This window comes from Gilliamella sp. B3892 (assembly GCF_026536305.1).
Lineage (GTDB): Bacteria > Pseudomonadota > Gammaproteobacteria > Enterobacterales > Orbaceae > Gilliamella.
In genome coordinates this window covers 1-23199 of record NZ_JAFNOK010000002.1, presented here as the reverse complement: position 1 = coordinate 23199, position 23199 = coordinate 1, and the positions used below count along the sequence as shown (strand labels likewise).

Annotated in this window: 24 protein-coding genes, 1 tRNA gene and 2 pseudogenes; 14 read left to right on the top strand and 13 right to left on the bottom strand. The window is 34.9% G+C overall.

Annotated elements, in window-relative coordinates; all coding sequences use genetic code 11:
• Positions 1–37: 37 nt before the first annotated feature.
• The 6 genes from J3U74_RS02785 to J3U74_RS02760 form a co-directional block, all read right to left on the bottom strand.
• Positions 38–3838, bottom strand: coding sequence for a translocation/assembly module TamB domain-containing protein (locus J3U74_RS02785; RefSeq protein WP_267329740.1), 3801 nt, complete (start codon positions 3836–3838; stop codon positions 38–40).
• Between the two features lies 1 nt (position 3839).
• Entirely contained in the window at positions 3840–5564 is a 1725-nt protein-coding gene (locus J3U74_RS02780; RefSeq protein ID WP_366518693.1) for an autotransporter assembly complex protein TamA, read from the bottom strand.
• Positions 5565–5574: 10 nt separating this feature from the next.
• Positions 5575–6114, bottom strand: coding sequence for a hypoxanthine phosphoribosyltransferase (gene hpt / locus J3U74_RS02775; protein WP_220219416.1), 540 nt, complete (start codon positions 6112–6114; stop codon positions 5575–5577).
• 133 nt (positions 6115–6247) lie between these two features.
• Positions 6248–6742, bottom strand: a complete 495-nt coding sequence (tadA, locus tag J3U74_RS02770; protein ID WP_220219417.1) for a tRNA adenosine(34) deaminase TadA — start codon at positions 6740–6742, stop codon at positions 6248–6250.
• A gap of 9 nt (positions 6743–6751) precedes the next feature.
• Positions 6752–7573 carry a 4-hydroxy-tetrahydrodipicolinate reductase gene (gene dapB / locus J3U74_RS02765; protein WP_267329741.1) on the bottom strand — a complete coding sequence of 274 codons (822 nt, stop codon included), beginning with the start codon at positions 7571–7573 and terminating at the stop codon, positions 6752–6754.
• A 567-nt stretch (positions 7574–8140) separates the two neighbouring features.
• Entirely contained in the window at positions 8141–8752 is a 612-nt protein-coding gene (locus J3U74_RS02760) for an FKBP-type peptidyl-prolyl cis-trans isomerase (RefSeq protein ID WP_267329742.1), read from the bottom strand.
• A 214-nt stretch (positions 8753–8966) separates the two neighbouring features.
• Here J3U74_RS02760 and bamE point away from each other — a divergent pair, with 214 nt between their 5' ends.
• The 8 genes and pseudogenes from bamE (at position 8967) to J3U74_RS12505 (ending at position 14868) form a co-directional block, all read left to right on the top strand.
• A complete protein-coding gene (gene bamE / locus J3U74_RS02755) occupies positions 8967–9410 on the top strand; it encodes an outer membrane protein assembly factor BamE (RefSeq protein ID WP_267329743.1) in 444 nt (147 codons plus the stop codon).
• Positions 9411–10203: 793 nt separating this feature from the next.
• A complete protein-coding gene (gene dusA / locus J3U74_RS02750) occupies positions 10204–11166 on the top strand; it encodes a tRNA dihydrouridine(20/20a) synthase DusA (RefSeq protein ID WP_267329744.1) in 963 nt (320 codons plus the stop codon).
• A 95-nt stretch (positions 11167–11261) separates the two neighbouring features.
• Positions 11262–13277: a DNA helicase Rep gene (rep, locus tag J3U74_RS02745; protein WP_267329745.1), complete on the top strand. Its 2016-nt coding sequence runs from the start codon at positions 11262–11264 to the stop codon at positions 13275–13277.
• Positions 13278–13515: 238 nt separating this feature from the next.
• Positions 13516–13592, top strand: a tRNA-Arg gene (locus J3U74_RS02740).
• 316 nt (positions 13593–13908) lie between these two features.
• Positions 13909–14025: an integrase arm-type DNA-binding domain-containing protein gene (locus J3U74_RS12515; protein WP_416379791.1), complete on the top strand. Its 117-nt coding sequence runs from the start codon at positions 13909–13911 to the stop codon at positions 14023–14025.
• Positions 14026–14111: 86 nt separating this feature from the next.
• A pseudogene (locus tag J3U74_RS12510) lies at positions 14112–14264 on the top strand (phage integrase central domain-containing protein); the annotation flags it as partial.
• A gap of 123 nt (positions 14265–14387) precedes the next feature.
• Complete coding sequence (locus J3U74_RS02735; protein ID WP_267329746.1) at positions 14388–14603, top strand: tyrosine-type recombinase/integrase; 216 nt, start codon at positions 14388–14390, stop codon at positions 14601–14603.
• Positions 14604–14667: 64 nt separating this feature from the next.
• Positions 14668–14868, top strand: a complete 201-nt coding sequence (locus J3U74_RS12505) for a tyrosine-type recombinase/integrase (protein WP_416379796.1) — start codon at positions 14668–14670, stop codon at positions 14866–14868.
• A 350-nt stretch (positions 14869–15218) separates the two neighbouring features.
• Here the strand turns inward: J3U74_RS12505 and J3U74_RS02730 are convergent, their stop codons facing one another.
• The 4 genes from J3U74_RS02730 to J3U74_RS02715 all read right to left on the bottom strand — a co-directional run bounded on the left by J3U74_RS02730 (position 15219) and on the right by J3U74_RS02715 (position 16928).
• The gene (locus tag J3U74_RS02730; RefSeq protein WP_267337936.1) at positions 15219–15422 is read right to left on the bottom strand and encodes a hypothetical protein; all 204 of its coding nucleotides are present in this window, start codon (positions 15420–15422) and stop codon (positions 15219–15221) included.
• Positions 15423–15668: 246 nt separating this feature from the next.
• Positions 15669–15866, bottom strand: coding sequence for a hypothetical protein (locus tag J3U74_RS02725; RefSeq protein ID WP_267329747.1), 198 nt, complete (start codon positions 15864–15866; stop codon positions 15669–15671).
• A gap of 280 nt (positions 15867–16146) precedes the next feature.
• Complete coding sequence (locus J3U74_RS02720) at positions 16147–16323, bottom strand: single-stranded DNA-binding protein (RefSeq protein ID WP_267329748.1); 177 nt, start codon at positions 16321–16323, stop codon at positions 16147–16149.
• Between the two features lie 332 nt (positions 16324–16655).
• Positions 16656–16928: a hypothetical protein gene (locus J3U74_RS02715; RefSeq protein ID WP_267329749.1), complete on the bottom strand. Its 273-nt coding sequence runs from the start codon at positions 16926–16928 to the stop codon at positions 16656–16658.
• A gap of 378 nt (positions 16929–17306) precedes the next feature.
• Between J3U74_RS02715 and J3U74_RS02710 the strand changes: the two genes are divergently transcribed.
• Positions 17307–17459, top strand: coding sequence for a hypothetical protein (locus tag J3U74_RS02710; protein WP_267328939.1), 153 nt, complete (start codon positions 17307–17309; stop codon positions 17457–17459).
• Between the two features lie 115 nt (positions 17460–17574).
• The gene (locus tag J3U74_RS02705; RefSeq protein WP_267328938.1) at positions 17575–17928 is read left to right on the top strand and encodes a hypothetical protein; all 354 of its coding nucleotides are present in this window, start codon (positions 17575–17577) and stop codon (positions 17926–17928) included.
• 408 nt (positions 17929–18336) lie between these two features.
• Here the strand turns inward: J3U74_RS02705 and J3U74_RS02700 are convergent, their stop codons facing one another.
• The 3 genes from J3U74_RS02700 to J3U74_RS02690 all read right to left on the bottom strand — a co-directional run bounded on the left by J3U74_RS02700 (position 18337) and on the right by J3U74_RS02690 (position 21710).
• Positions 18337–19167: a DNA adenine methylase gene (locus tag J3U74_RS02700; RefSeq protein ID WP_267328937.1), complete on the bottom strand. Its 831-nt coding sequence runs from the start codon at positions 19165–19167 to the stop codon at positions 18337–18339.
• A gap of 69 nt (positions 19168–19236) precedes the next feature.
• Entirely contained in the window at positions 19237–20934 is a 1698-nt protein-coding gene (locus J3U74_RS02695; protein WP_267328936.1) for an AAA family ATPase, read from the bottom strand.
• A gap of 80 nt (positions 20935–21014) precedes the next feature.
• The gene (locus J3U74_RS02690) at positions 21015–21710 is read right to left on the bottom strand and encodes an XRE family transcriptional regulator (RefSeq protein ID WP_267337935.1); all 696 of its coding nucleotides are present in this window, start codon (positions 21708–21710) and stop codon (positions 21015–21017) included.
• 132 nt (positions 21711–21842) lie between these two features.
• Between J3U74_RS02690 and J3U74_RS02685 the strand changes: the two genes are divergently transcribed.
• From J3U74_RS02685 to J3U74_RS02670, 4 genes and pseudogenes are all read left to right on the top strand, one after another.
• A complete protein-coding gene (locus J3U74_RS02685) occupies positions 21843–22052 on the top strand; it encodes a transcriptional regulator (protein ID WP_267328887.1) in 210 nt (69 codons plus the stop codon).
• Positions 22053–22105: 53 nt separating this feature from the next.
• On the top strand, positions 22106–22336 hold the full coding sequence (locus J3U74_RS02680; RefSeq protein ID WP_267328886.1) for a hypothetical protein: 231 nt from the start codon (positions 22106–22108) through the stop codon (positions 22334–22336).
• 23 nt (positions 22337–22359) lie between these two features.
• Complete coding sequence (locus J3U74_RS02675; protein ID WP_267328850.1) at positions 22360–22599, top strand: helix-turn-helix domain-containing protein; 240 nt, start codon at positions 22360–22362, stop codon at positions 22597–22599.
• Positions 22586–23199, top strand: a pseudogene (locus tag J3U74_RS02670) (hypothetical protein); the annotation flags it as partial. The gene J3U74_RS02675 and the pseudogene J3U74_RS02670, both read left to right, overlap by 14 nt.

The window sequence follows — 23199 nt, the reverse complement described above, 5'->3', positions numbered from 1 at the left end:
TACTTTCAAGATTGACTAAAATTTTATTTTTACTGAGTTAAAAATCAAATTGATAAATTAAATCCAATGTTTGAGCAAGACCCGAGGCCGCCTCTAAATATAAGCTAGGCAGAAGTCTATATCTTAAAGTAAATATTGCCAGTGAATCAAAGATTCCAACACCATATTTAAGTTGTAAATTAGGTAAAATATAACCACTCACCACAACTTTGGAGTTGTTTCCTGCGCCTTGCGTATCTAACGAAAGATTTTTAATGCCAAATGCATTACCAATATCACCGATAAACTTACCTGTTTTGGCAGTTCCGAAACCAACTAATAATGCGGTCATCATATCGTTATCACTTTGATCTGAGCTATCAAGCCCTTGTCCTCGAACCAAATAAGATAAGGCTTCTTGTTGAGACATGGACGGATCGGAAAAGACCTCAATTTTAGGATCTTCTGAAGTGCCGGTCACGCGTATTCCGGCAGTGATATTATTATTGTCCATAGAGTCGGGGTTACGGATTGCCTCAATTTCTAGCATAGCTTGATCAGTTGGGCCTGAGAAGGTAATAATACCTTTGCGGATAATCAAATCTTGCCCATAAGCATGAAAGCGACCAGTTGGAACTAATATTTCGCCATGTAAATCTAAACCTTTATTGGTTTGGGTTGCAATTAAATTGCCTTTTAACGAGGCATTTAAACCAAATGCATCGACGGTTACTTTATCGCCAATGTTGATTTCAAGATGACTATTAATTTTCATACCAAATTTTTGTGGTTCGATTTGCTTATAGTTTTTATCCAACATGACTTCATCCGGTGAAACATCAATACTTGACGGTGGCAGTGATTCAACCGTGATTTTTCCTTTAGGAATGGTGACCTTTCCTAGTAAAGTTAACTCGTCTTGATTAGCATTGATTTTTATATCTGGTATGACAGTCATTACAATCATTGGCGGTACGGTTACTTCCATAGCCGCACCGTTGACAACTAAGCTTGCTTGCCATTTATTCAAAGTGTTCCAACTGGCTTGACCATTAAGATTAATGTTACCTGCTTTTGTGGTTAAGTGACCTTTTAAGGTTGATGATTTGCCGTTAAAGTCGATATCAACAATAGCGGATTTAACATCGACAGGTAGTTGGCTGGATTTGATTTCGATATGTTTTAAGTTAATTCCACCATTTAAGTAAGGATCATTAAGTGTTCCGGAAAATTTAACAACGCCATTAATGGCACCTTTGGCATAATCATTTTTATCAAGTAGCGGGTTTATAATCGCCAGAGCCAAATTATTAATCGCTAATTGACCACTAAGCCTTTTTTGTTGCATTGGGTCGCTAATGGTGAGATCACCACTGATTTTACCTAGTTGATTTAACCCAAAATTCCAATCGACTTTCGCTTGTTGTTCATTAAATTCAGCATTGATGTTAAACAGATTAAAAGGGATAGGTAGTGCTTGATTGGTAATCATTTGCTTAACAAAAACTTTATTGCTGTTGATGTTGGCTTTGATATTCGGTATGGAACTACTGTTGTTAAAATTAATTTTTACCGTGCCATTGATATAGCCTTCTAATTTGGTTTCACCGTCATTCGGGATGGGTAATCGAGTTAAGTCGATATCTTTAAGAGTAATACTTGTATCGGTGTTAGGGGCGATGATTAGTGGTTTATCCAGACAGATTGTTGAATTGTTGTTTCGCCAACAATGCGCGCCAATCGTTGGTACTTGTTTAGTTAAATCATAAGATAGCGGTAATGTATGGGTTAAATGCCACTGATTGTTATCGCCTAACTTTAATAAAGCCTGTGGTAGATCGCCTGTCCATTTAGTGCGTTCATGATTAATTTGACCGGTTAATGAGGTGGAAAATGATGCTGGCGTTCCGTTAAGATCAACCGTTAATGTGTGCCGGCTTTCATTCCCTGAAAGTTCGATAGTGGCTTTTTTGATCGTTTCATTGGCGAGTTCAATGCCTTGTCCCAGTAGTTTTATCTCACCACTAATCTGATTTTGATATTGTACTTTACCGATAAGGTTAGCTTTAGCAACAGATAGATTATTTAAACTTAAGCTATTAACATTTAAGTTGGTCGTAATCATTGGCGCAGTGGCGGTACCACTCATTTTTATGTTGCCTTCGATTGAGCCGTTGATATCATCTACCAAAAGCGATAATGACGCCAAATTCAGTTTAGCATTTAAATTGCCTTTATCTGATGAGCCATCGATATTGATCTGATTTTTGCCCCAATTAATTGCTAAATTGTTGGCAGATATGGCATTATTTGAGTTGGCAAAAATATCACCACTAGCGGTGAAAGGTGCTTGTTTAATACTGCCTTTTAATTGCAATTGTGGCAGATTTAATTGCCATGTATCACCAGCTAACATACCGTTGGTTTTAACTTGACCGGCAATGCGAATAGGGTAGGTCGGGTATTGTTTGGTTAAATCAACATTATTTATTTGGACATTTGCATCCCATTTCAACGCCTGTTGCCAATCAATCTGACCAGATGCAGTAACTTCACCTTGTGGCAATTTAATATTCGCATGATCGAAGGTAGCGGATTGATTAGTACCATTGCCGGCAATATCAAAACTTGTGTCGGGTAGGTTTTCACCTTCGACAGCGGCTTTAGCTGCTAAAGTATATTGTTGGACATTGCCGTCAATGCCAAAATCAAACTGATTTAATTGATATTGTGCTTTACCTTCAATTGGCCACTGAATATGATTACCGGTTACTTTAGCCATTACCGGTAAATATTTCTCAATAAAATTGATATGGCCATTTAATTTTATTTGATTCAAGCCTTCTATTTGTGTATTGGTATCGAGTTGACCAAGTAAATGACCAGCAATCTGACTATTTAAATGATTTTGTTCTGTATCAGCTTTGATTAATGCTTTAAGTGGCCAATCATCGCCAAGTGTTATATCGCCAGTGATAAATGCATGCCCATTAGCATAAGGCGTTAAGACATCGGTATCGACTTTTTTGACCATGATATGATTGTCAACCATATCAGTTTGAATGGTGACGTTATTAAAACGGTAATCTTGTCCACCGATATGCAGTAACCAGTTGTTCCCGCTTAAGCTCATAACATTAAAATCTAATGGAATACTGACTTGAGGAAGTGAACTAATTAACGGCTGGTTAAATATTTGATTAATTTGTTCGTTAAGTGGTAATGCATTTTGCTGCGATAGCGTTGCAGGAGGTAATGCCGGATTATCGGCAAAGACTGCACTTAAATCTTTTGCTACGGAAGGAAATACATAGATTTTTTCATTTACCCATCTGCCATTACCGGTAAAATCTGACATGCCAAACTGCATATCATTTACATTGACTTTGATATTGGTTAAATGGGTTTTTTTAAGCTCTATTGGTAAAGGTGTTTTGATAATTTCACGCTTTTCCGGAATAGGTTTATCGGGTGATAATTCAAGTTTATCGGTGTCTATCGATACCGTTACGTCACTTGCGTTAAATTGATCGACACATATCTTAGTTTGCAGTAAACATAAACCGGATAATTTAAACGTTGCATCATCGACGTGAACATAGATACCCGGTAGTTCAAGGGTTAAACCTTTGATATGCAGATCATGAAATGTTCCTTCAATTTGCGCTATTTTAAGCTCCGGAAGGAATTTATTTAGCACAAACGTTGTCAGCTTTACCCCTAAACTGGTGTAAATGATTGAAATAATGAAGGTAATAAGAAAAACAAAAATGGAGAGTAGAATAATACTACGTTTTTTCCATTTGCGTCTTTTTCTTATTTTGTTAGCTTTCTTTACTCTTATTGGATTTTTAGCCATATTATAATTCACTTCCTAAACCAATATAAAGATGTATTGAGCCAGTGTCTTTTCTATTCAATGGTGTTGCTAAATCGACTTTTATTGGGCCAACAGGGGAAGCCCAGCGGACGCCAACACCAGTACCGGTATAAAATTTCGCTTTATCGACTTTATCGATCGCTTCACCGGTATCAATGAACATCGCTCCCCACCATGCGCCGGTAAAATTGTATTGGTATTCGGCTGAGCCAGTGATGAGCTTCGATGCCCCTTTTAATTTGCCTTTCTTGTCTTCAGGAGAAATGGATTGGTAACTATAGCCACGAATACTGCGATCACCACCAGCAAAGAATCTAAATGAAGGTGGTACTCTATCAAAATTGCTAGCTTGTATTATGCCAAAGTTACCTCTTGCAATAAATCGGTGTGATTGTTTTAAGGATCGAATCCAAGTTTGTTGGGCTTGAAATCGAACTAAATTAATATCTGAGCCAAGTGACTCGGATGCTAATTCGATAGAATAACGTTGGGAATCTCCCCACATTGCTAATAAATTACCGTCTGTACGGATGCGCGAAATACTGAGGGAAGGGTAATAAAGAAATGTTCTAAAACTTGAGTCACCTTGTGTAAAATCGTCTCTTAATAGATTAAAACCCAAGGCGGTTTGCCAACCTTTGAAATTATCCCAGTTTCGCAGTGCTCCAAAAGTGTAGGAGCGTGAGTAGGTGTCATTATTATCAATCTTTTTATATCCACCTTGAATTGTATAATACTGTTCAAGCGGCGATTTTTTAAGTGGAATTTTATAACTCATGGTAATGAGTTGTTCCGGGGATGAAAGTGATAGATTGCTTTGAAAACTTTGCCCTCTACTATTTATCCAAGGTTTATTCCAACCAATTTTTCCATGTACGCCATTGTCGGTTGAAAATCCAAGACCTAAATCCATTGAATTTTTTTTGCGTGGAGTGGTGACAACATCAATGGGTAGGGCTTTATCAGCCGTAAGATGTGGAAAATCCGGAGAAACTACCACTGAGTTGAACCAGTTGGTTGATGCCAGACGTCGATTCAACAAGGATAATTGCTCAGCAGTATATGCTTCGCCTTCTTTAAATGGGACGATGTTATCTAAATAATCTTTTCGAATTTTGGCATCATGAAAATTAACTTTACCAAATTTGTAACGCTGTCCGGTGTTGAAATCAATGTTCCAGAATGCTTGATGATACATATCGGCAACAGCTAATTGATGTTTGGTCATATCGGCATCAAAATAGCCTTTTTTAAGTGATATACTTTGTAAACTTTTTTTGAACGATTCATAAACGCCGTGATTTAATGTATCGCCAATTTTAGGTAAGTCTTGTGATAATAAAGCTTGAAAATCGGCATCATTTTGTCCTTCACCGGTAATGTTTACATTGAGTTTTTCAATCTTAACCGGCTCACCGGGTGAGACGTGCACAACTAATACTTTAGGATCCTGATTATCATATCGAAAAGTTGGCGAATAATAACCTAAAGCTCGTAACGCTTTTTTGGTTTCACTTTCAAAATAACGTTTGAAATTAGGGGTATTATCGATTTGATCTGGGGTAATTAATGAAATGCGAGCATCAACATTATCTTCAAGTTCGCCGGATAATCCTTTGATAGATAACTTCATATCAGCATAACTTGATGCTGTGGTTATCGCTAAAAGTAAACACAATGAACCGGACAATCGTGACACAGGCACCTCGATAATTTTAAGATTCAAGTAATGTTACATGACCAATATAAGGTAAATGACGGTAGTGTTGCGCGTAATCAATGCCATAACCAACTACAAACTCATCTGGAATAGAAAAGCCGATATATTTAACCGGTACAGAAACCTCACGGCGTGACGGCTTATCTAATAGCGTACAAATTTCAATGCTGCGTGGGTGACGTAACTTTAATATCGCCAGCACTTTACTTAAAGTATTACCTGTATCAATAATATCTTCAACAATTAACACATCTTTATCACGAATATCTTCATCTAAATCTTTTAATATTTTGACATCTCGATTACTGATTACCGCATTGCCATAGCTCGAGGCTGTCATAAAATCGACTTCGTGACCGACAGTGATTGCTCGGCTAAGATCGGCCATAAAAATAAATGACCCACGTAGTAAGCCAACTAAAATAAGTTCATTTTGACTATGCGCATAATCTTGACTAATTTGCTGACCTAGTTCGATGATGCGTTTTTGTATATCTTCCGCTGATATCATCATTTCCAATGTGTGTTTCTTCATTACTAATAACTCAAGTTGATATTTTAAAATTAGGTATGATTTTAACAATTTTACCTGATAAAAAGAATAAGTAAGCTTATTTAATTAATGTCGATTAGAAAATCATCTTTAGACTTCCTACTTAAACGTATACTTAATCTGAAACTTTTTTACAATCTATTTTAAGTAACTTCTTTTGTTGCCGACGCTTTTTGAAAAAATTACTTAGCAATGTGCTACACTCTTGTGCCAACACACCACCTGTTACCTGAGCAAAATGGTTAATACCTTCGTGTGATAAAATGTTAGTGAAGGAGCCGGCAGCCCCCGTTTTCAAGTCACTCGCACCATATACTACCCGTTTAATACGGCTATGGATAATGGCACCAGCACACATAATACAAGGCTCAAGCGTGACATAAAGTGTCGTATTGACCAGACGGTAATTTTTTAAAAACTCGCCGGCTTGTGCAATAGCAATCATTTCTGCATGTGCAGTAGGGTTGTGCTTTGAAATGGGTTGATTAAAACCTTCACCAATAATTTGATTATTCTCATCAACAATCACTGCACCGACAGGGATCTCTCCAATAGATTCGGCATGATTAGCAAGCTTGATTGCGTGTTGCATCCAGTACTCATCAGACATGGCTTAATATTATAAATTATTTAAATTAAGTACGTCACGCATGTCATATAAGCCAACCGGTTGCTTGGCAAGCCATAATGCCGCTCGAACAGCGCCATTAGAAAATGTCATCCGGCTCGAAGCTTTATGGGTGATTTCGACACGTTCACCGATATCGGCAAAAATGGCTGTATGTTCACCAACAATGTCACCTGCTCGAATTGTTGCAAATCCAATGGCGCCTTTAGGTCTTTCACCGGTATGTCCTTGACGGCAATAGACTGCACGATCTTTTAAATCAAAATTTAATGCTTCAGCAATCGATTCCCCCATAGCAAGCGCTGTGCCTGAAGGCGCATCGACTTTGTGTCTATGGTGTGCTTCAACAATTTCGATATCACTGTAATCACCCATAATTTTTGCGGCTTTTTCAAGCAGTTTTAAGACTAAATTGACGCCGACACTGAAGTTTGCCGCAAAAACGATCCCAATTTTTTTTGACGCTGCAACAATTGCTTGTTTTCCTGCATCATCAAAACCGGTCGTACCGATAATCATCATTTTTTTATTTTCAATACAAAATGCTAAGTGTGCAAGCGTGCCTTCCGGACGAGTAAAATCGATTAATACATCAAACTGGTCTTTTGCTTGTTCAAGTTCATCAGTAATCGTTATGCCACAAACGCCAATACCGGCAAGTTCTCCTGCATCACTTCCTATTAGTGAAGAACCTTTGCGTTCAAATGCAGCACCTAATTCCACTCCGGCTATTTCGGAGACTGATTGGATAAGCTGGCGCCCCATTTTGCCACCTGCACCCGCAATGGCGATTCGAATCATGTTTGTTGACATATCTCTTTCCTTACACTTTTATCATTGTCGAAAAGCAGTAATTATAGCTGAAATTAGCCGAGTTATACACTGCGTAAGTTTAAATTGATATACTTTTAATCGTTTAACTGTATTAAATATGGCGTATTTTTGCTCAATGTTGCTGCTATTTTTAGTCGGTTAACTTTAGGCTATTTATCTCAACTGCTGGAAAAAAATATTTTATTTATTATCTATTAAAGCTAAAAGGCTAGCTTTTATGGCATCAGTGCTGATTAAATTAAATGGTAATCGTTACGCTGGTATATTAAGGGGTTTAGTACGGGCATTGTCACTTTCTGAGCTAGTTGCTGCTATGTTTTAAGGGATAAAAATTATTGTTTTGCTTGTTGTGTTAGCATTTTGGGTCATCAAATTGGGGCAATAAATGAATATTAATTAACAGGATTGGCTTATAATAATTGGTGTTGCTGTTTTTTATTTTTTATATGGTATGTTTTCTATGACTAATTGCTGTGAATAATGCTTATTTGCTTGCTTAACGGCAGATGCTTATAAAGTTGGACGCAGTAATGCGTCCAATTTTTTTTAAAGCACTTTCAATAATTCAACATCGAAAATTAATGTGCTATATGGCGCAATAGATGCCCCCGCACCTTGGGCGCCGTAAGCTAATTCTTGCGGAATATATAATCGCCATTTTGATCCCTCTGGCATAAGTTGTAATGCTTCAACCCACCCTTGAATAACGCCATTAACCGGGAATTCAGCTGGTTGTCCACGTTGGACTGAGCTGTCAAATACAGTGCCGTCAATTAACTGTCCGGTATAATGGACTTGCACGCGATCGGTTGCTTTCGGTATTGCGCCATTACCTTCGGTAATAATTTCATATTGTAAACCTGATTCAGTGGACTTAACGCCTGCTTTTTTCAGATTCTCAGCTAGAAAATCTTTACCCGCTTGTGCATTTTTTTCCGCTTGTTGCGCTTTTTCTTTAGCAGCTTGCTCATGAATATGACGCAATGCATCATGTAATTCTTGTAATGGTAATGCTGGTTGATTTCCTGCCAAAACATCTTGCATCGCTAATTTTAATGCATCTAAATCCAGATTTTTTAAACCGGATTCTTTTAATTGCTGCCCAATTTGAAGCCCGATAGCATAACTTGCTTTTTGCTCAATCGATTCTAATTTCATTTTTTACCTTTTTAAAAGTTGAATTGTGGTGTTTATCAATAATAAGCTATTAAAGTGTTTGATGCGAGTTTAATTGTCAAGTCATCATGATTATTTCCAGGCTGGAATTACTTTACGATTACATAATTATGAAAGAATTTATTATTTTGGCTAGCGCTTAGCTAAAATATCGGCGATAATATGGCTATATTTTATTTTAGATGGATTATGTTAGATGCCGTTTCGTAAATTTACCGCACTTGCAATTGTCACTAGTATATTTTTAACTGGTTGTTCTGTGGTTGATCGTTGGGTATATCGCCCGGATATTAACCAAGGTAATTATGTAACTAAAGAAGCCATTGATTTATTACAAGTTGGTCAGTCTAAAGATCAAGTTGTTTTTATAATGGGATCACCAATGTTAACTTCAGTTTTTGGGGATAATATTTGGTACTATGTTTTCCGTCAACAACCACAACATGGTGAATTAAGTCAAATTACTTATTCTATTCATTTTGACCAAATGGGTATCGTAACTGATATTAAAACATCAGCTTTAGAGGGTTCTCAAACTCTTGAAGAGATGAATAGACAAGGTATTTCCGACCCTATTGAAACTAAGTCGGATGATTATAACGAGTCTTTGCCGCCGCCAAGTAGCGCTGAACCTGAATAAAACTCGTTCTATAACGAGTTTTTTAATTATTGATGAATTAACACGTTCATCAATAATTAAACAGCAATTTAAATCCCAATCCCTAAACATAAATTTCGAAAACCATTTAAAAGTATTGAAGCTAATCGAGTAAAGCCATAAACTAGAGCGAAATTAGCACAATATCAGTTAGAATGTTTTCATCACCTTTGTAATCATTTTATGCCGAAAGTAGCACCACAATGCCCCAATACAATCTCACTGGGACTACAACAGTAAATCCAACAGGTAGTAAACGAATGTTCATATCGAACAGTTGAAAGGCTTCAGGTTTTACACACCAAACAACATCATCAATTTAAAATTCCACGCTAACAATATTTATCAGCAAATAAATTTCTGTGTTCGGTAATCTGCGCCACTTCCTCAATTGAAAAACTTTTCTCAAGTAATTGCCTGGCATCTTTTTGTCATAGATCGTGATATCTTTAATTAGCTTTTCCTAAACTGTTTCAGACACGTTGAAAGCCAGCAGTAATTGAGCTAGAAATGAACGGAAATATAAATTTATGATGTTTTAGTTGCGATTGCACAATAGCCCATGCATCACCTAGCAAAGGTGACAAGCATATAATTGCTCTCTTTTTCTATGATATAATGAGACATAGCTTTAAACCAAAATTATTTTTGTCCTATCGTCATGGGATCCTGTGTGGGATCCTGATAATGAAAAAATATAACAAAATAGGATAAAATAACCCAAAATAATATTATTTAAAAATCACTTAAAACAGCATAAAACACTGGTGTATCAATGAATTCAACCTTAAATAAATTTTCTATAGCCCCAATGCTCGATTTAACTGATAAGCATTGTCGATATTTTCATCGAATCTTAACGAAACAAACTTTGCTTTACACTGAAATGGTGACCACAGGTGCGATTTTGTTTGGTAAAGGTGATTATTTAGAGTTTAATTCTCAGGAACATCCAGTCTGTTTACAATTAGGTGGGAGCGATCCAAAAGCGCTGGCAAAATGTGCTAAATTAGCTGAGCAACGTGGTTATGATGAAATCAATTTAAACGTTGGATGTCCTTCAGATCGCGTGCAAAATGGTATGTTTGGTGCTTGTTTAATAGCTAAGCCAAAATTGGTTGCTGATTGCGTAGCGGCAATGCAAGCACAAGTTGATATCCCAGTCTCAGTTAAAACCCGAATCGGTATCGATGAATTAGACAGTTATGGTTTTTTATGTCAATTTATTGAACAAGTATCGAGTTACACCAATACTTTTATTGTACATGCCCGCAAAGCTTGGTTGTCAGGGTTAAGCCCAAAAGAAAATCGTGAAGTGCCACCACTCGATTATGAGCGTGTTTATCAGCTTAAACGAGATTATCCTCATTTAACTATCGCCATTAATGGTGGAATCAAAACGATTGATGAAATAAAACAGCACTTAAATTATGTTGACGGGGTAATGATAGGGCGAGAAGCATATCAAAATCCTCTTTTACTAACCCAAATAGACTCGCAAATTTTCGGCCTACAAACGCCAATTATTGACGCTAAATCAGCCATTTTAGCTCTTTATCCTTATATTGAAAAACAACTTGTACAAGGCGCTCAGTTAAATCATATTATGCGTCATACATTAGGCATATTTAATGGAAGGAAAGGCGCAAAACAATGGCGGCGTTATCTTAGCGAAAATGCGCACAAAAAGGGGGCCGGATTAGAAATTGTTGAACAGGCTTTAACTTTTATCCAATAAAATATTTTTTAAATGTTCAAATTTCAGTGCGTAATTGCGCGCTGATTACGAATCGGTATATACTATCGGGCAATTTTCATTATGGTTTTGATACTGTGCGTTTAAATTCAAGTCAACAACAAGCGGTTGAATATGTTTCCGGGCCTTGTCTGGTTTTAGCCGGTGCTGGCTCTGGAAAAACTCGGGTTATCATCAATAAAATAGCTTATCTGATTCGTGTAAAAGAGTATTTGCCTCGTCAAATTGTTGCGGTAACTTTTACCAACAAAGCTGCTCGGGAAATGAAAGAGCGTATTAGCCATTCTTTAAGTAAACAAGAAGCAAGAGGGCTAAAAATATCGACATTTCATACGTTAGGTCTTGATATCGTTCGTCGTGAATATAAACATCTTGGTATAAAAGCTAACTTTTCGTTATTTGATGATCATGACCAGACTGCATTGCTCACTGAGCTTACTCAGCAATGGTTAGAAGGTGATAAAGATCTTATCAATCAATTGCGTTCAACAATTTCAAATTGGAAAAATGATATTGTTGATGCAACTGTTGCTATGGCAAGAGCGCAGACCAATAAAGAAAAATTGTTTGCTCACTGTTATCAACTCTATGAAAAACAATTGAAAGCTTGTAGCATTCTTGATTTTGATGATCTGATTTTACTCCCAACTTTGCTATTAAAAAATAATGAAGAGGTACGGGATAAATGGCAAACCCGAATTCGGTATTTATTGGTCGATGAATATCAAGATACGAATACCAGCCAGTATGAATTTATAAAGTTATTAGTCGGTGATCGCGCTAAGTTTACTGTGGTTGGTGATGATGATCAGTCTATCTATTCTTGGCGAGGTGCTCGTCCTAAAAATTTAGTTTTACTTAAGCAAGATTTTCCCACTCTTGAAGTCATTAAGTTAGAGCAGAATTATCGTTCTTCAGGCCGTATATTAAAAGTTGCCAATATTCTAATCGAAAACAATCACCATATTTTTGAAAAAAAACTTTTTTCAGAATTAGGATATGGTGAAGCGCTCAAAGTAATTTCTGCCGATAATGAAGAACATGAAGCTGAAAAAGTCGTAAATGATTTGATTGGCCATCGCTTTGCCAATAATAGCCAATTTGGGCAATATGCGATTCTTTATCGAGGTAATCATCAAGCTCGATTAATTGAAAAAATGTTGATGCAGTATCGCATCCCTTACCGAATATCGGGAGGAACTTCGTTTTTTGCTCGAACTGAAATTAAAGATCTCATGGCTTATCTACGTTTATTAACCAACCCCGACGATGATAATGCTTTTATCCGTATCATTAATACCCCTAAACGTGAAATTGGCCCGGTCACAATTCAAAAGCTTGGCGAGTGGGCAAATCATCGGGCAGTGAGTTTATATCAAGCAAGTCATGATATGGGACTGACAGAGTTATTATCTGGTAAACGCATGGAGTCATTACAACAGTTTATTCAGTGGTTTGATAGTTTAATTCGAAAATCACAATCAGAACCAATGGAAGCTATCCATGAGCTGTTGCATGGTATTCACTATGAAAGTTGGATCTATGAAACATCTGCTTCACCCACAGCAGGTCAAATGCGTATGCGAAACGTGGAACAGCTTGTTAGCTGGTTGAATGATATGCTAAATGGTGACGATCTTGATGAAGGAATGACTTTGGAGCAAGCCGTTGCCAGATTCACGTTACGTGATATGTTGGAACGAAATGAAACGGAAGAAGAGCTTGATCAAGTGCAATTAATGACCTTGCATGCCTCAAAAGGTTTAGAGTTTCCTTATGTTTATTTGGTGGGAATGTCTGAAGGGGTGTTACCTCATCAAACGAGTATCGATGAAGATAATATAGAAGAAGAGCGCCGCCTTGCTTATGTTGGTATTACACGTGCACAACATGAGCTCACTTTTTCATTTAGTCGCCAACGTAAACAATTTGGCGAAACGGTTTATGTTGAACCAAGCCGTTTTTTATTGGAGCTTCCACAAGATGATTTAGAGTGGCAAGATCAACGAAATGAACTATCACCAGAAAAGAAAATGCAACAAGGGCAAAGCAGACTCGCCATGTTAAAAGCGCAAATTGCCAATGCGAAATAATTAAATTTTACTGGTTATAACAAATATCATCGATTAATGGGTATATAAAAAATACATTATAAATATCCGAAAAGCACTTTGTTCAAAGTAGCTACAATCGTGAAAATATAATTTATTGTGTAATAAAAAATAAATTGATGATATTTTGTATGTTTAACCAGATAAACGATTAAAAATCATTGACGGATCGAAATAGCTTTATATAATACTCTGCGTCTAATCAACAAATCATATCTTTGTCTCCTTAGCTCAGCTGGATAGAGCAACGGCCTTCTAAGCCGTAGGTCACAGGTTCGAATCCTGTAGGGGACGCCATTTCATCAACGACGTGTTACGACCGATAACGAAAAAAGTCTCTCCAGCCTGGATTTTTAGAGTTTTTTACCCCACCTAGTACAATTTTAAACGGTAGATAACGACAACCTGCAAACGGTATATATACGGTATATTTTAATGCCACAACAAAAAATACCGTAATTATACTAACTATTAAAGCTATTGAATCCGATAAAATCAAAGATAAACCTTACAAGTTGCCAGACTTTGAAAGTCTGTATTTGCATATTACAATGTCCAGCACAAAATCTTGTCGCTATGATTATCCTTTTTATAGTAAAAGGAAAACTATACGATTGGCAAATATCCTTATATCAGTTTGTCCAACGCTCGCAATGAAAAAGAACTTGCTAGACAACTATTGGCTCACGGTAAAGACACAAGCTTTGAACGCAAAAAAGTGCTTTATTAGCTCTAATGTTGAAAGTGACAATACTTTTAAATCAATTGCAAGCGAATGGCATTCATCTTAATAATTGACACGGTAAAAAATATAAAAATGAAATTATTAGTATATATGAGCGTAATATTTTCCCATATATTGGTAATGAGCCAATTAGTAAAATCAAACCACTGAAAATGTTAACGGTATTGAAGGCTATAGAAAGTCGTGGCGCTTTAGAAATAGCGAAAAAAGCCAGAATGCGCTGAGGGGGTGTTTTTAGATATGCAATTATTACTGGCCGGGCGGAGGTTAATTCATCAGCTGGATTATCAAGCGCAATAGCTAAAACTCAGTCAAAAAATTTCCCTTTTTTAGCTACTGATGCCGAAATGTCAGAATTTTTAGCGGCTCTACAGGGTTATTCCGGTAATATTTTAACACAGTATGCAACTATGCTTTTGATATATACCTTCCCGCGTACAATAGAACATCTTTCATTAAAATGGTCTAATATTAACTTTGAGCAGAAATTGGCAACGATTGATGAAGAAGTTGTTAAAAAAGATAGGGTACATTTAATACCACTAGCTACTCAGGCGATATAAATATTAAAATTTTTACAGCCAATAACAGGACATGGTAAATTTGTTTTCCGAATAGAAATCACCCATCAAAACCGATGTCGAACGGGCAATACTTCGTGTTATTCGGCGATTAGGTTTTGCTAACTATGCAAGCGGACACGGTTTTAGGCATCAATTTTTGAGTGTTTTAAATGAGCATGGGTTTAATCGTGATTGGATAGAGAAACAATTAAATCATGAGGAAGCAAGTGTGCGAGGAATTTATAACCTCTCACAATATTTGTAGGGAGGCGTGAGATGATGCAGTGGTATGCGGATTATATGTATGGTTTAATTGCATGATTGGTATTGTTCTTCTTTTTGAGATAGATATGCGTTGACGGTGGATAGCTTCCAGATAAGATCTCTGCCGAGATATAAATTAGGTTTTGGAATCTTTGCCAACGCCACCCATTTATCTAACGTAGTTGATCTAACCCACCCATATACGCACAAGCTTGAGCCTTGCTGTATCTATGACCTTCAATTGTGTAATTTTTTGTCACAGTTCATCTCCTAACTCAATATTATTTATACATTCGTCTTTCAATCTGCGCTATCACAAAACGGGCAGGATTTTAATTATTTAGTCATTTTTTAATCCTTATTAGATATCTTGAGACTGTTATATGCGCAATCATCACACATAAAATATAGGGTCTTGTCATCGTGGATTTCGTGTGCGTATGGGTCAGGTTGCAATTTAACTGTTAAAGAAACTTGATTACATCGTTTGCCAGTATCACCAGCATCTTTTCCATCTAATTCTTTTAGATGATCTTGCGTCTTATTTAGCTTCATAATCATTTCCTAACTCTTATTTAATAAACGATATCAATTTGGATTTGAGCATTTACCGCTGATGTGGCCAAAAAGTGGTTAATTTTCAGTTAGTAATAAAATATCTTTAACTGGTCTATCTGTTTCATTCCATTTAAAAATCAACGTACCATTTTTCTTGAGAAAACGAAAACATTCACTAAAGCCTTTTCTTAAATCTTCTTGACACGTTGTTTTATCGAGTTATCCCTATTTTTTGCTAACCAACTATTTGGGCCAATATTTAATTAAATGTGGTGGATCGAAACAAACTTGATAGAATGTTTCATCAGAAAAAGGTAAGTTTGTAAAATCAACTTGAACATCTGGACTAATTTCTAATGTTCGTCCATCACATAAAATGTGACTCTCTTTTCTTTTTCCACAAAACAATACTCGATCATCTTGTTTATCAAAATAGAACATACGAGAGCCTCAACATACATCAATTACTGGTTCGATGTTCATAATCATTTCCTTTAGATACTAGTTCATTACATACCAAATAATCAGCGTGATAATTGAATTTAAATTAATGGGATAGGGTAGATATCAAACGAGTTATTAACAGAGTTAGTGGGTAAAACAGATCTAGACAGCTACATTGATAAATAATTGATTTTAAAAATGGAATGTTGCCATCTATTAAATCTTCGGATTGAGTTTGTGTTGACGATTTAACTGGGTTAGATTGTTGATCATTGTTTTAATCGAATGTTAACTCTTCAAAATTATCAACTATAAAATAAATTGCAATCCCTTGTTGGTCTTGCCATTTATCTGTCTTATATCGAGTTGTGACACGAATAAGTGCGCCTTTGCCTTTATCACGTATTTTCTCAGCAATTTTACCAAATGCTCGTAAATTAGCCCAGTCCGTCACATCTTTATAACCGTCAGCATTTGAACTTTAGTGTCAACATTAACATAAACTGGAACACTTACCCAATCGTCAATCAATGGTGAATTAGTGATTTTTCTTACATGTTTACCATTAGTTATATTTAAAATTATAGGTTTTAAAGGCTCCCCTTTTCTTATTTCTTTTTCAACAAAGTAAGCTGTGTTAAATAAATCTTTTGTTTACTTTGTTTTATCAGCTTCTAATTTTACGTACGCAATTGTTAGATTAATTCCTTCCACAATATCGGCGCTACTTAACTAAGGTGATTTAAAGGCTTTCTTAAAATGTTTTTTTCTGTCATATTTAATTCCTCAATAAAATTGGTTGTTATACTCAAATTGAGCTTGTGAATAACAGATATCAACAATAAATTGATTATATATATCAGCATCAATGCTCTTACTTTCCAGTTTGATTTTTAGTAGTTCTATAATTTGCCAATCATTTTCATTACCAAAGTTTTTGATTAGTTCTTCTGCTCTTTTTTCAATCCATTCTTCTTTAGCGCCTTGCATTTCAATATTGTTTAACATATTGCAGTATGCCCTTTCGTAACCATTTTCAACCAATTTATGTAACTGCATAACTCACCTCGTAGCAATCTGTAGCATCCAGTAGAACAAGCCAAATAATCCACCTAAAATCACAAAGTATGTGCAAAAGAGGACAAACTTAATTTCGCTATCTGTTAAATCATAATCCTAGTGAAATCTATCTTTGATTTTCTCATTAACAAAATCTTTATTTGTCATAATCACCTCGAAAAAAAAAGCACTCAAGTGAGGGCATAGGATGTAACGATGTACTCGTCTTTCCGAGTTATCAGTATTCGTAAGAACTCTCGTAAAAGCGCTTAGGAATATGCCTGAGTAATACTGCAACACGCTCAGGCTCGTGCATCCTTGACAACCATGTACAAGGATTTAGAATATGTATAACCACGTACATATAAGGATTTGATTATGAATGAAAAAAATAAAGTTATTCTTAATGATCACAAACCAACGAATATGGTGAGGCAGCCCATCGGTGACATCATTAATAACCATAAACAACCAACAAGCGTTAGAATGCCGCCACCCCCAGCACAAAATAATGGTGGAGGTAAGGAATAGGAGATTAAAATGACAAGAGAAGAAACCATCGACAGAATTACTTATTCTTTATATCTTGAAAATTTATTTGCAAGATTAACTGGGAGAATAGATAAATTAATATTATTACTGATGTTTGTTTTGTGGTTCGACAATTGTCTTTAATTTTCATCCAACTTTTTTTGGTTTGTGCATTGTTTTTCTTACAGGTATTCAAGGTAAATACCGATTCGGTGAAACATCTTCCTTCTCGTTATCACAACAATATAAATATCAAAAATTATCAATGCTAGCTTATAAGTATAGTGATGATGAACTTATAAATAACTTGTTAAATATTGAAAAGGAAGATAAAACTCCATGGTCAATACTTGAGAATCCTGCAATTTTGCTAGCTCAAAAAAATTTAAACGTGCCATTAGAACAACAAATAAAACTAACAAGCCCAGAAAAAGCATTTGCATTTTTGGCAGGTGGATGTTGTAAATAACATCAAACTCAAACGCACTCTGTGAATGCGCTTTGATTTGAACTTAAATCGCAATCCTTATTTACTAAAGAACTTGATGGCTAGTCGGTCTCTATCGAGGCTAGGAGTGATTTAGTCGCTCACCCGATGCGTACTGCTGTGATTCCAAAACCGCTGTACTTTCATATGCCTCAGCTAGCTACTTGAATCCTTTTAACTTGTTAAATAACTCGTAGTCTTGTTTAACTTTGTTGTTAAGTTGATTTGTTTTGATGTGATAATAATATAAGTTATCATTAATGTCAATAACAAAAGTTATTGGTAAGAGTGAATTTATCGGTGGTTATTTGGGGACAGTATCTAGAGGGGATGATATGGATTTTAGGCATGAAAAAGCGAATTAACTCGCTCTTAAATAGAATTTAGTGATTAGTTAGTGGGGATTTTTAATGAATCGCAGTAAATAATAATTTCTTTAGCTTTCATTTTTAATTGAGCACTATAATTTAAACTATACTCTCTTTGACGATATTGCTTGTATATATCTTTTATGTTCTCATTATTATCGTATGAAACTAACCAATGAAATCTTGCCTTATCAAGGATTTCTCTAATTTTTACGTGATCGTCATGATTATAAAAATTTCTATATAACCCTTGCCCTTTGATGTAGTAAGGCGGATCTAAGTAAATAAAAACATTTTTATTATTAGTTTTATTTATTTGAGTTAATAATTTCGATGCATCTAGATTGGTAACAAAAATATTTTTGGCCCAACCGCTAATTAATTGAATTTTTTTTATTAAGTCTAATTTTTTGAATCGATTATCTATTCTATAAATTCCATCTTGTTTTTTACCGCCAATAACCCCACCTTTTAAAATTCCTGAGCGGTTCGTTCTGTTTAGGAAAAAAGCTGAAAATCCAAGGTTTAATTCAGAGTTATTTAATGGATTATTTATGATTTCTTTTTGCTTATACCATTCATCCATTGTTATAGGCGTATCATTAAGTAAACGTAAAAAATTTTCAGTATCATATATAGCTGATTTCCAAAATGAATAAATAGCCGGGTCAGCATCGTTAATGTGAATGTTTTTGCAAATGCCATCAATTAGAAGATTAAGAGCAACACCAGCACCACCTGCATAAATTTCATAATAGTCACAACCAACAATATTGTTGGTTTCTATTATATTTTTAATATAAGGAGAAAACTTAGATTTTCCTCCAGGATATCTTAAAGGTGAATAGTGCATGATGGTATCCGAATAGTGAATATGATTATTAGTGTATATCAACTATATTTTCTTGGCCAGAACTAAATTTTAATTTGGCCAAATATTTGGATTAATTCCATTAGGTGTACAAACTCGTTTAAATGAACATTCTAAATCATGGATAAACTCATCTAGTGCTGTTTTATTTTTGTCATTTGCTAGCCAGTGTCGAAGTAATAATTTAAAAAATATTTCATTCTGATTAAAATGGCTTTTTCTTTTCTTTCTAATTTCTCCATTTGATGATTTATTTTCTTCTCTATATTTTTTTTCTATTTCATTTATTTTTTCTATTTCTCTTTTTATATTTTCTCTATAATACTCTTTTGTTATTTGTGCATTTAACACATCATCACTAATCCAAAAATCAGAATCGTTGTCATAAATATCTAATGAATAGTCGAATAATAATTTTTCAGGACTTTTATTACTTGGGAGAAAAATAATGTTCTTTTTGCTATAACTTGTTTTAAGTTGTTTATAAGCTTCAGGATCTTGATTAGAAGGCCTCTCATCTCCATCAAGAATGGTTATTGAAGGGGTTAAAGAACGGAAAAAAAACTCATCATTATTCATTTGTTTCAGTGTTTGTGCGCCAATATTAAATTGGCCCATGTGTAATGCGGTTTCTATTTTTGAAAAATCATCATTTTCTTTTCTTTTGAAATTAAGTATTTCTTTTAAAAAAATTCTAGCTTCTTCATCTTCAGTTAGAACAGGGATTTTTTTTAATTTGTATTTCCCGTCATCAATTTTATTTTGGAGAAATAATGATATGTTCTGTAATGTCGGATCAGGTAACAGTATTATAGAGCCATTTTGTGTTTTAGGTGTGGTGTTATCAATCAAATATAAAATATTACATGCTCTTTTTATTGAATATTCAATAAGAGACAAGCTATGTGTTGTGAAAAAAACTTGTATTTTATAATTACTCGAAAAATCATTAATTATTTTCAATATTTTATATTGTAGTGTTGGGTGTAATGTAGCATCTAGCTCATCAATTAGTAACACGCTTTCGCATTTGTTATTTTGGTTACTATTTTCATAATAGTATTTTAAAGACAGTAATGCTGTTAATAGTATTTGTATATTATCTTGCCCTGCTGATATTGTGTTTGAATCAATCCCTCTGATATTGCTTCTAAATGTTGGCCTTTTTTTTATGTTTGCAATGTTCTCTTGAGGTAAAATCTCGGCTATTTCAATATTACATAAATCATTATACAATTCATTGTACTTATCCCTATATTCTTGTGGTAAAAACTTCTTTATAGTGATTACATCAGTGTCATCAGGAATTTCTCCAGTTGGAATTAGCCTCGGTAACCCTAAATAAATTATAGGTATTTCCGGTAAGTTTTCTTTTTTGGGTTTTGCATAATTGGGGATAATTCTATAACGATTTAACATTCCATCATCCTTCACTCTAAAAGGGATTGGATTGGAACGGTCGTAATATTTTATATCAAAAACTTTTCCTTCATTATTATCTTGTTTTGTTACTAATCCCGCTTTGGCTAAAGATTCAATTTTTGGATTTATAAGTTGGTTTAATGATTTAATAACTTTTAAACTTGGATTATTTTTTAATTTTGGTTGTTTAAATGAATTACTTATGATGTATAAAATGCTCGTTTTGCATGTACCATTCCCTCCGGAAATAACATTGATGTTATTTGAAAATTTAAAACTAATATCCTGTAATTTTAAGTACTTTCTAATTATAATTTCTTCTATCATGATATATTACTACCCTATTCCGGTTATCTATATTTCACTCTCAAAAAACCGCCTAGGCGGTTATTTTTATATCTTTATCCTCAATCCAATATAGACGACTGCCACCAAACACGCCCTAATATAGTTATTTCATCTTGAGATACTATTTCGTCATCATAGCCAATATTATAACTTCTGATTTTAACTTGGTTGCCTGGTATTTTTTCTAGAATCTTTATTCTTAATAATCCGTCGTGATTTATTGCGTAAATTTTACCATCACGGATATGTCTATTTGCCTGATCTATTGCTACTGTTGCTCCATCTCTAAATACAGGCTCCATACTGTCTCCATAGACAGTTAGACATACAGTGCATTCTTTATCAATTCCATATTTTCGCATTGTTGATTTGGATAGGCGTAATTTATATCCGTTATAATCCTCGATATCATCAGTGAAACCATCACCAGCTGCCAGCCGTACATCTTTATAAAATGGTACTTCAATCTCATCATCATCTAGTGGTGTTTTACTATCCCAATCTTCGATAGTTCCTAGTACTGTCGCATTAGATTTATTTTTGTTTTCTTTGGCTTGGCCAACGCCTTTTGTTAACCATATAGGATCAACGTTTAATGCGTTAGCGATTTCTAATATTTTTCGTGATGTACTGGATTTTCCTGAAAGCAATTTTTGAATAGCTGGTTGGCTAATTTTTACTTTCTCGGCTAGTTGATGCTGAGACAGCCCAGATTCTTTTAATGCTAAATTTAGTCTATCTGTAAATGTAGTCATAGTTTCTTCTCGGTTTATTGATTTATTAATTATATAACTCAAGTTATCACTCATCAAATAACAATAGTTATTGATTTATTCAATAACTTTGGTTATTATTAATAATAAAAGTTATTAAAGGGGAAGGTGAATATGAGTGAGCCTATTGCTAGAGCCATCCAGATTGTAGGAAGTCAAAGAAAATTAGCAATTTCTTGTAATGTTTCTCAACCTGCTATTTGTAAATGGTTAAAAGGGCAGAGAGTTTCTGCTGAATATGTTAATTCCATAGTTCAAGCAACTAATGGAATGGTAAAAGCAAGTGAACTTAGACCTGATATCTTTAACGATCAACCTGATTAACACTATATATACAACAAGTTTTTTAAAGTAACCCAACGGAAAAGGTAAAAAAGATGGCAAACCAAAGAGAGCTTGTATTTGAAATTCTCAATTACATTAAAGCTGGCCAAGCTGTAGCAGCATCTTACTTAGGCATTTCTCTTCCTGTTTTTAAAGATCGTCTTTATGAGAACAAAGGGACTCGATTTTTTACTAGTGATGAACAATCTGTGTTGAATAATTTATGTAAATCAATAGTAAAAAAGACGACTTACAACACATCAAGAAACATTTGTAGTGCATAAACCATCTAATTAGTGAGGTCTCCATGAGCACGTTAAACAATGAAAACACACAAAGCCAGTGTGCCAATATTTTACAACACTTACTAAGTGGTAAATCAATTAATCCATTACAAGCATTAAATCAATACGGATGCTTCAGATTAGGTGCTCGTATTTATGATTTAAAACAGGATGGTTACTCAATTGATAGTCGAATAGTTAGAGCTGAAAACGGTAAGAAATACGCTGAATATTCTTTGAGGGTAAACCATGAGCGCAGTTGAAACATTAAAATTAATAGGGCGTCCAAACGCTTATTACCCCAAATTAGCCAAACTGTTAGGCGGTGTTAATCCTGCTGTTTTATTCTCACAATTGTTTTATTGGCAAGATAAAGCTACATCTGATTTAGGTGTATATAAAACCCGTGATGAGCTTGAAGAAGAAACTGGTTTATCTCATAACGAACAGAGAACAGCTATCAGAAAACTACAAGATAAAGGCGTTTTAATTGTGACTGAAAAACGGTTAGACCATAAAACGTTTTATAAAATTGATAATGGGAAAGTTAATGAAATTTTAGCTAAGTTCGCCGAATCTATTAATCAATCATCACGAAGTAAAGAAAGTAATTCTCCCGAACTCGACAATGTAGCGTTCGGGGCGACTACAAAGTCAAGTTCGTTATATCAAGAGAATACTACAAAGACTACTACAGAGACTACTACAAATAATATTACGGTTAAACCGCAAAAGCCAAAACGAGCCTGTCAGTTGCCAGATAATTTTAAACCAAACGAACATCATCGAGATATAGCGTTAAATGAAAATATCAATTTGGATACCGAATTTATTAAGTTTAAAGATTATTGTTTGGCTAATGG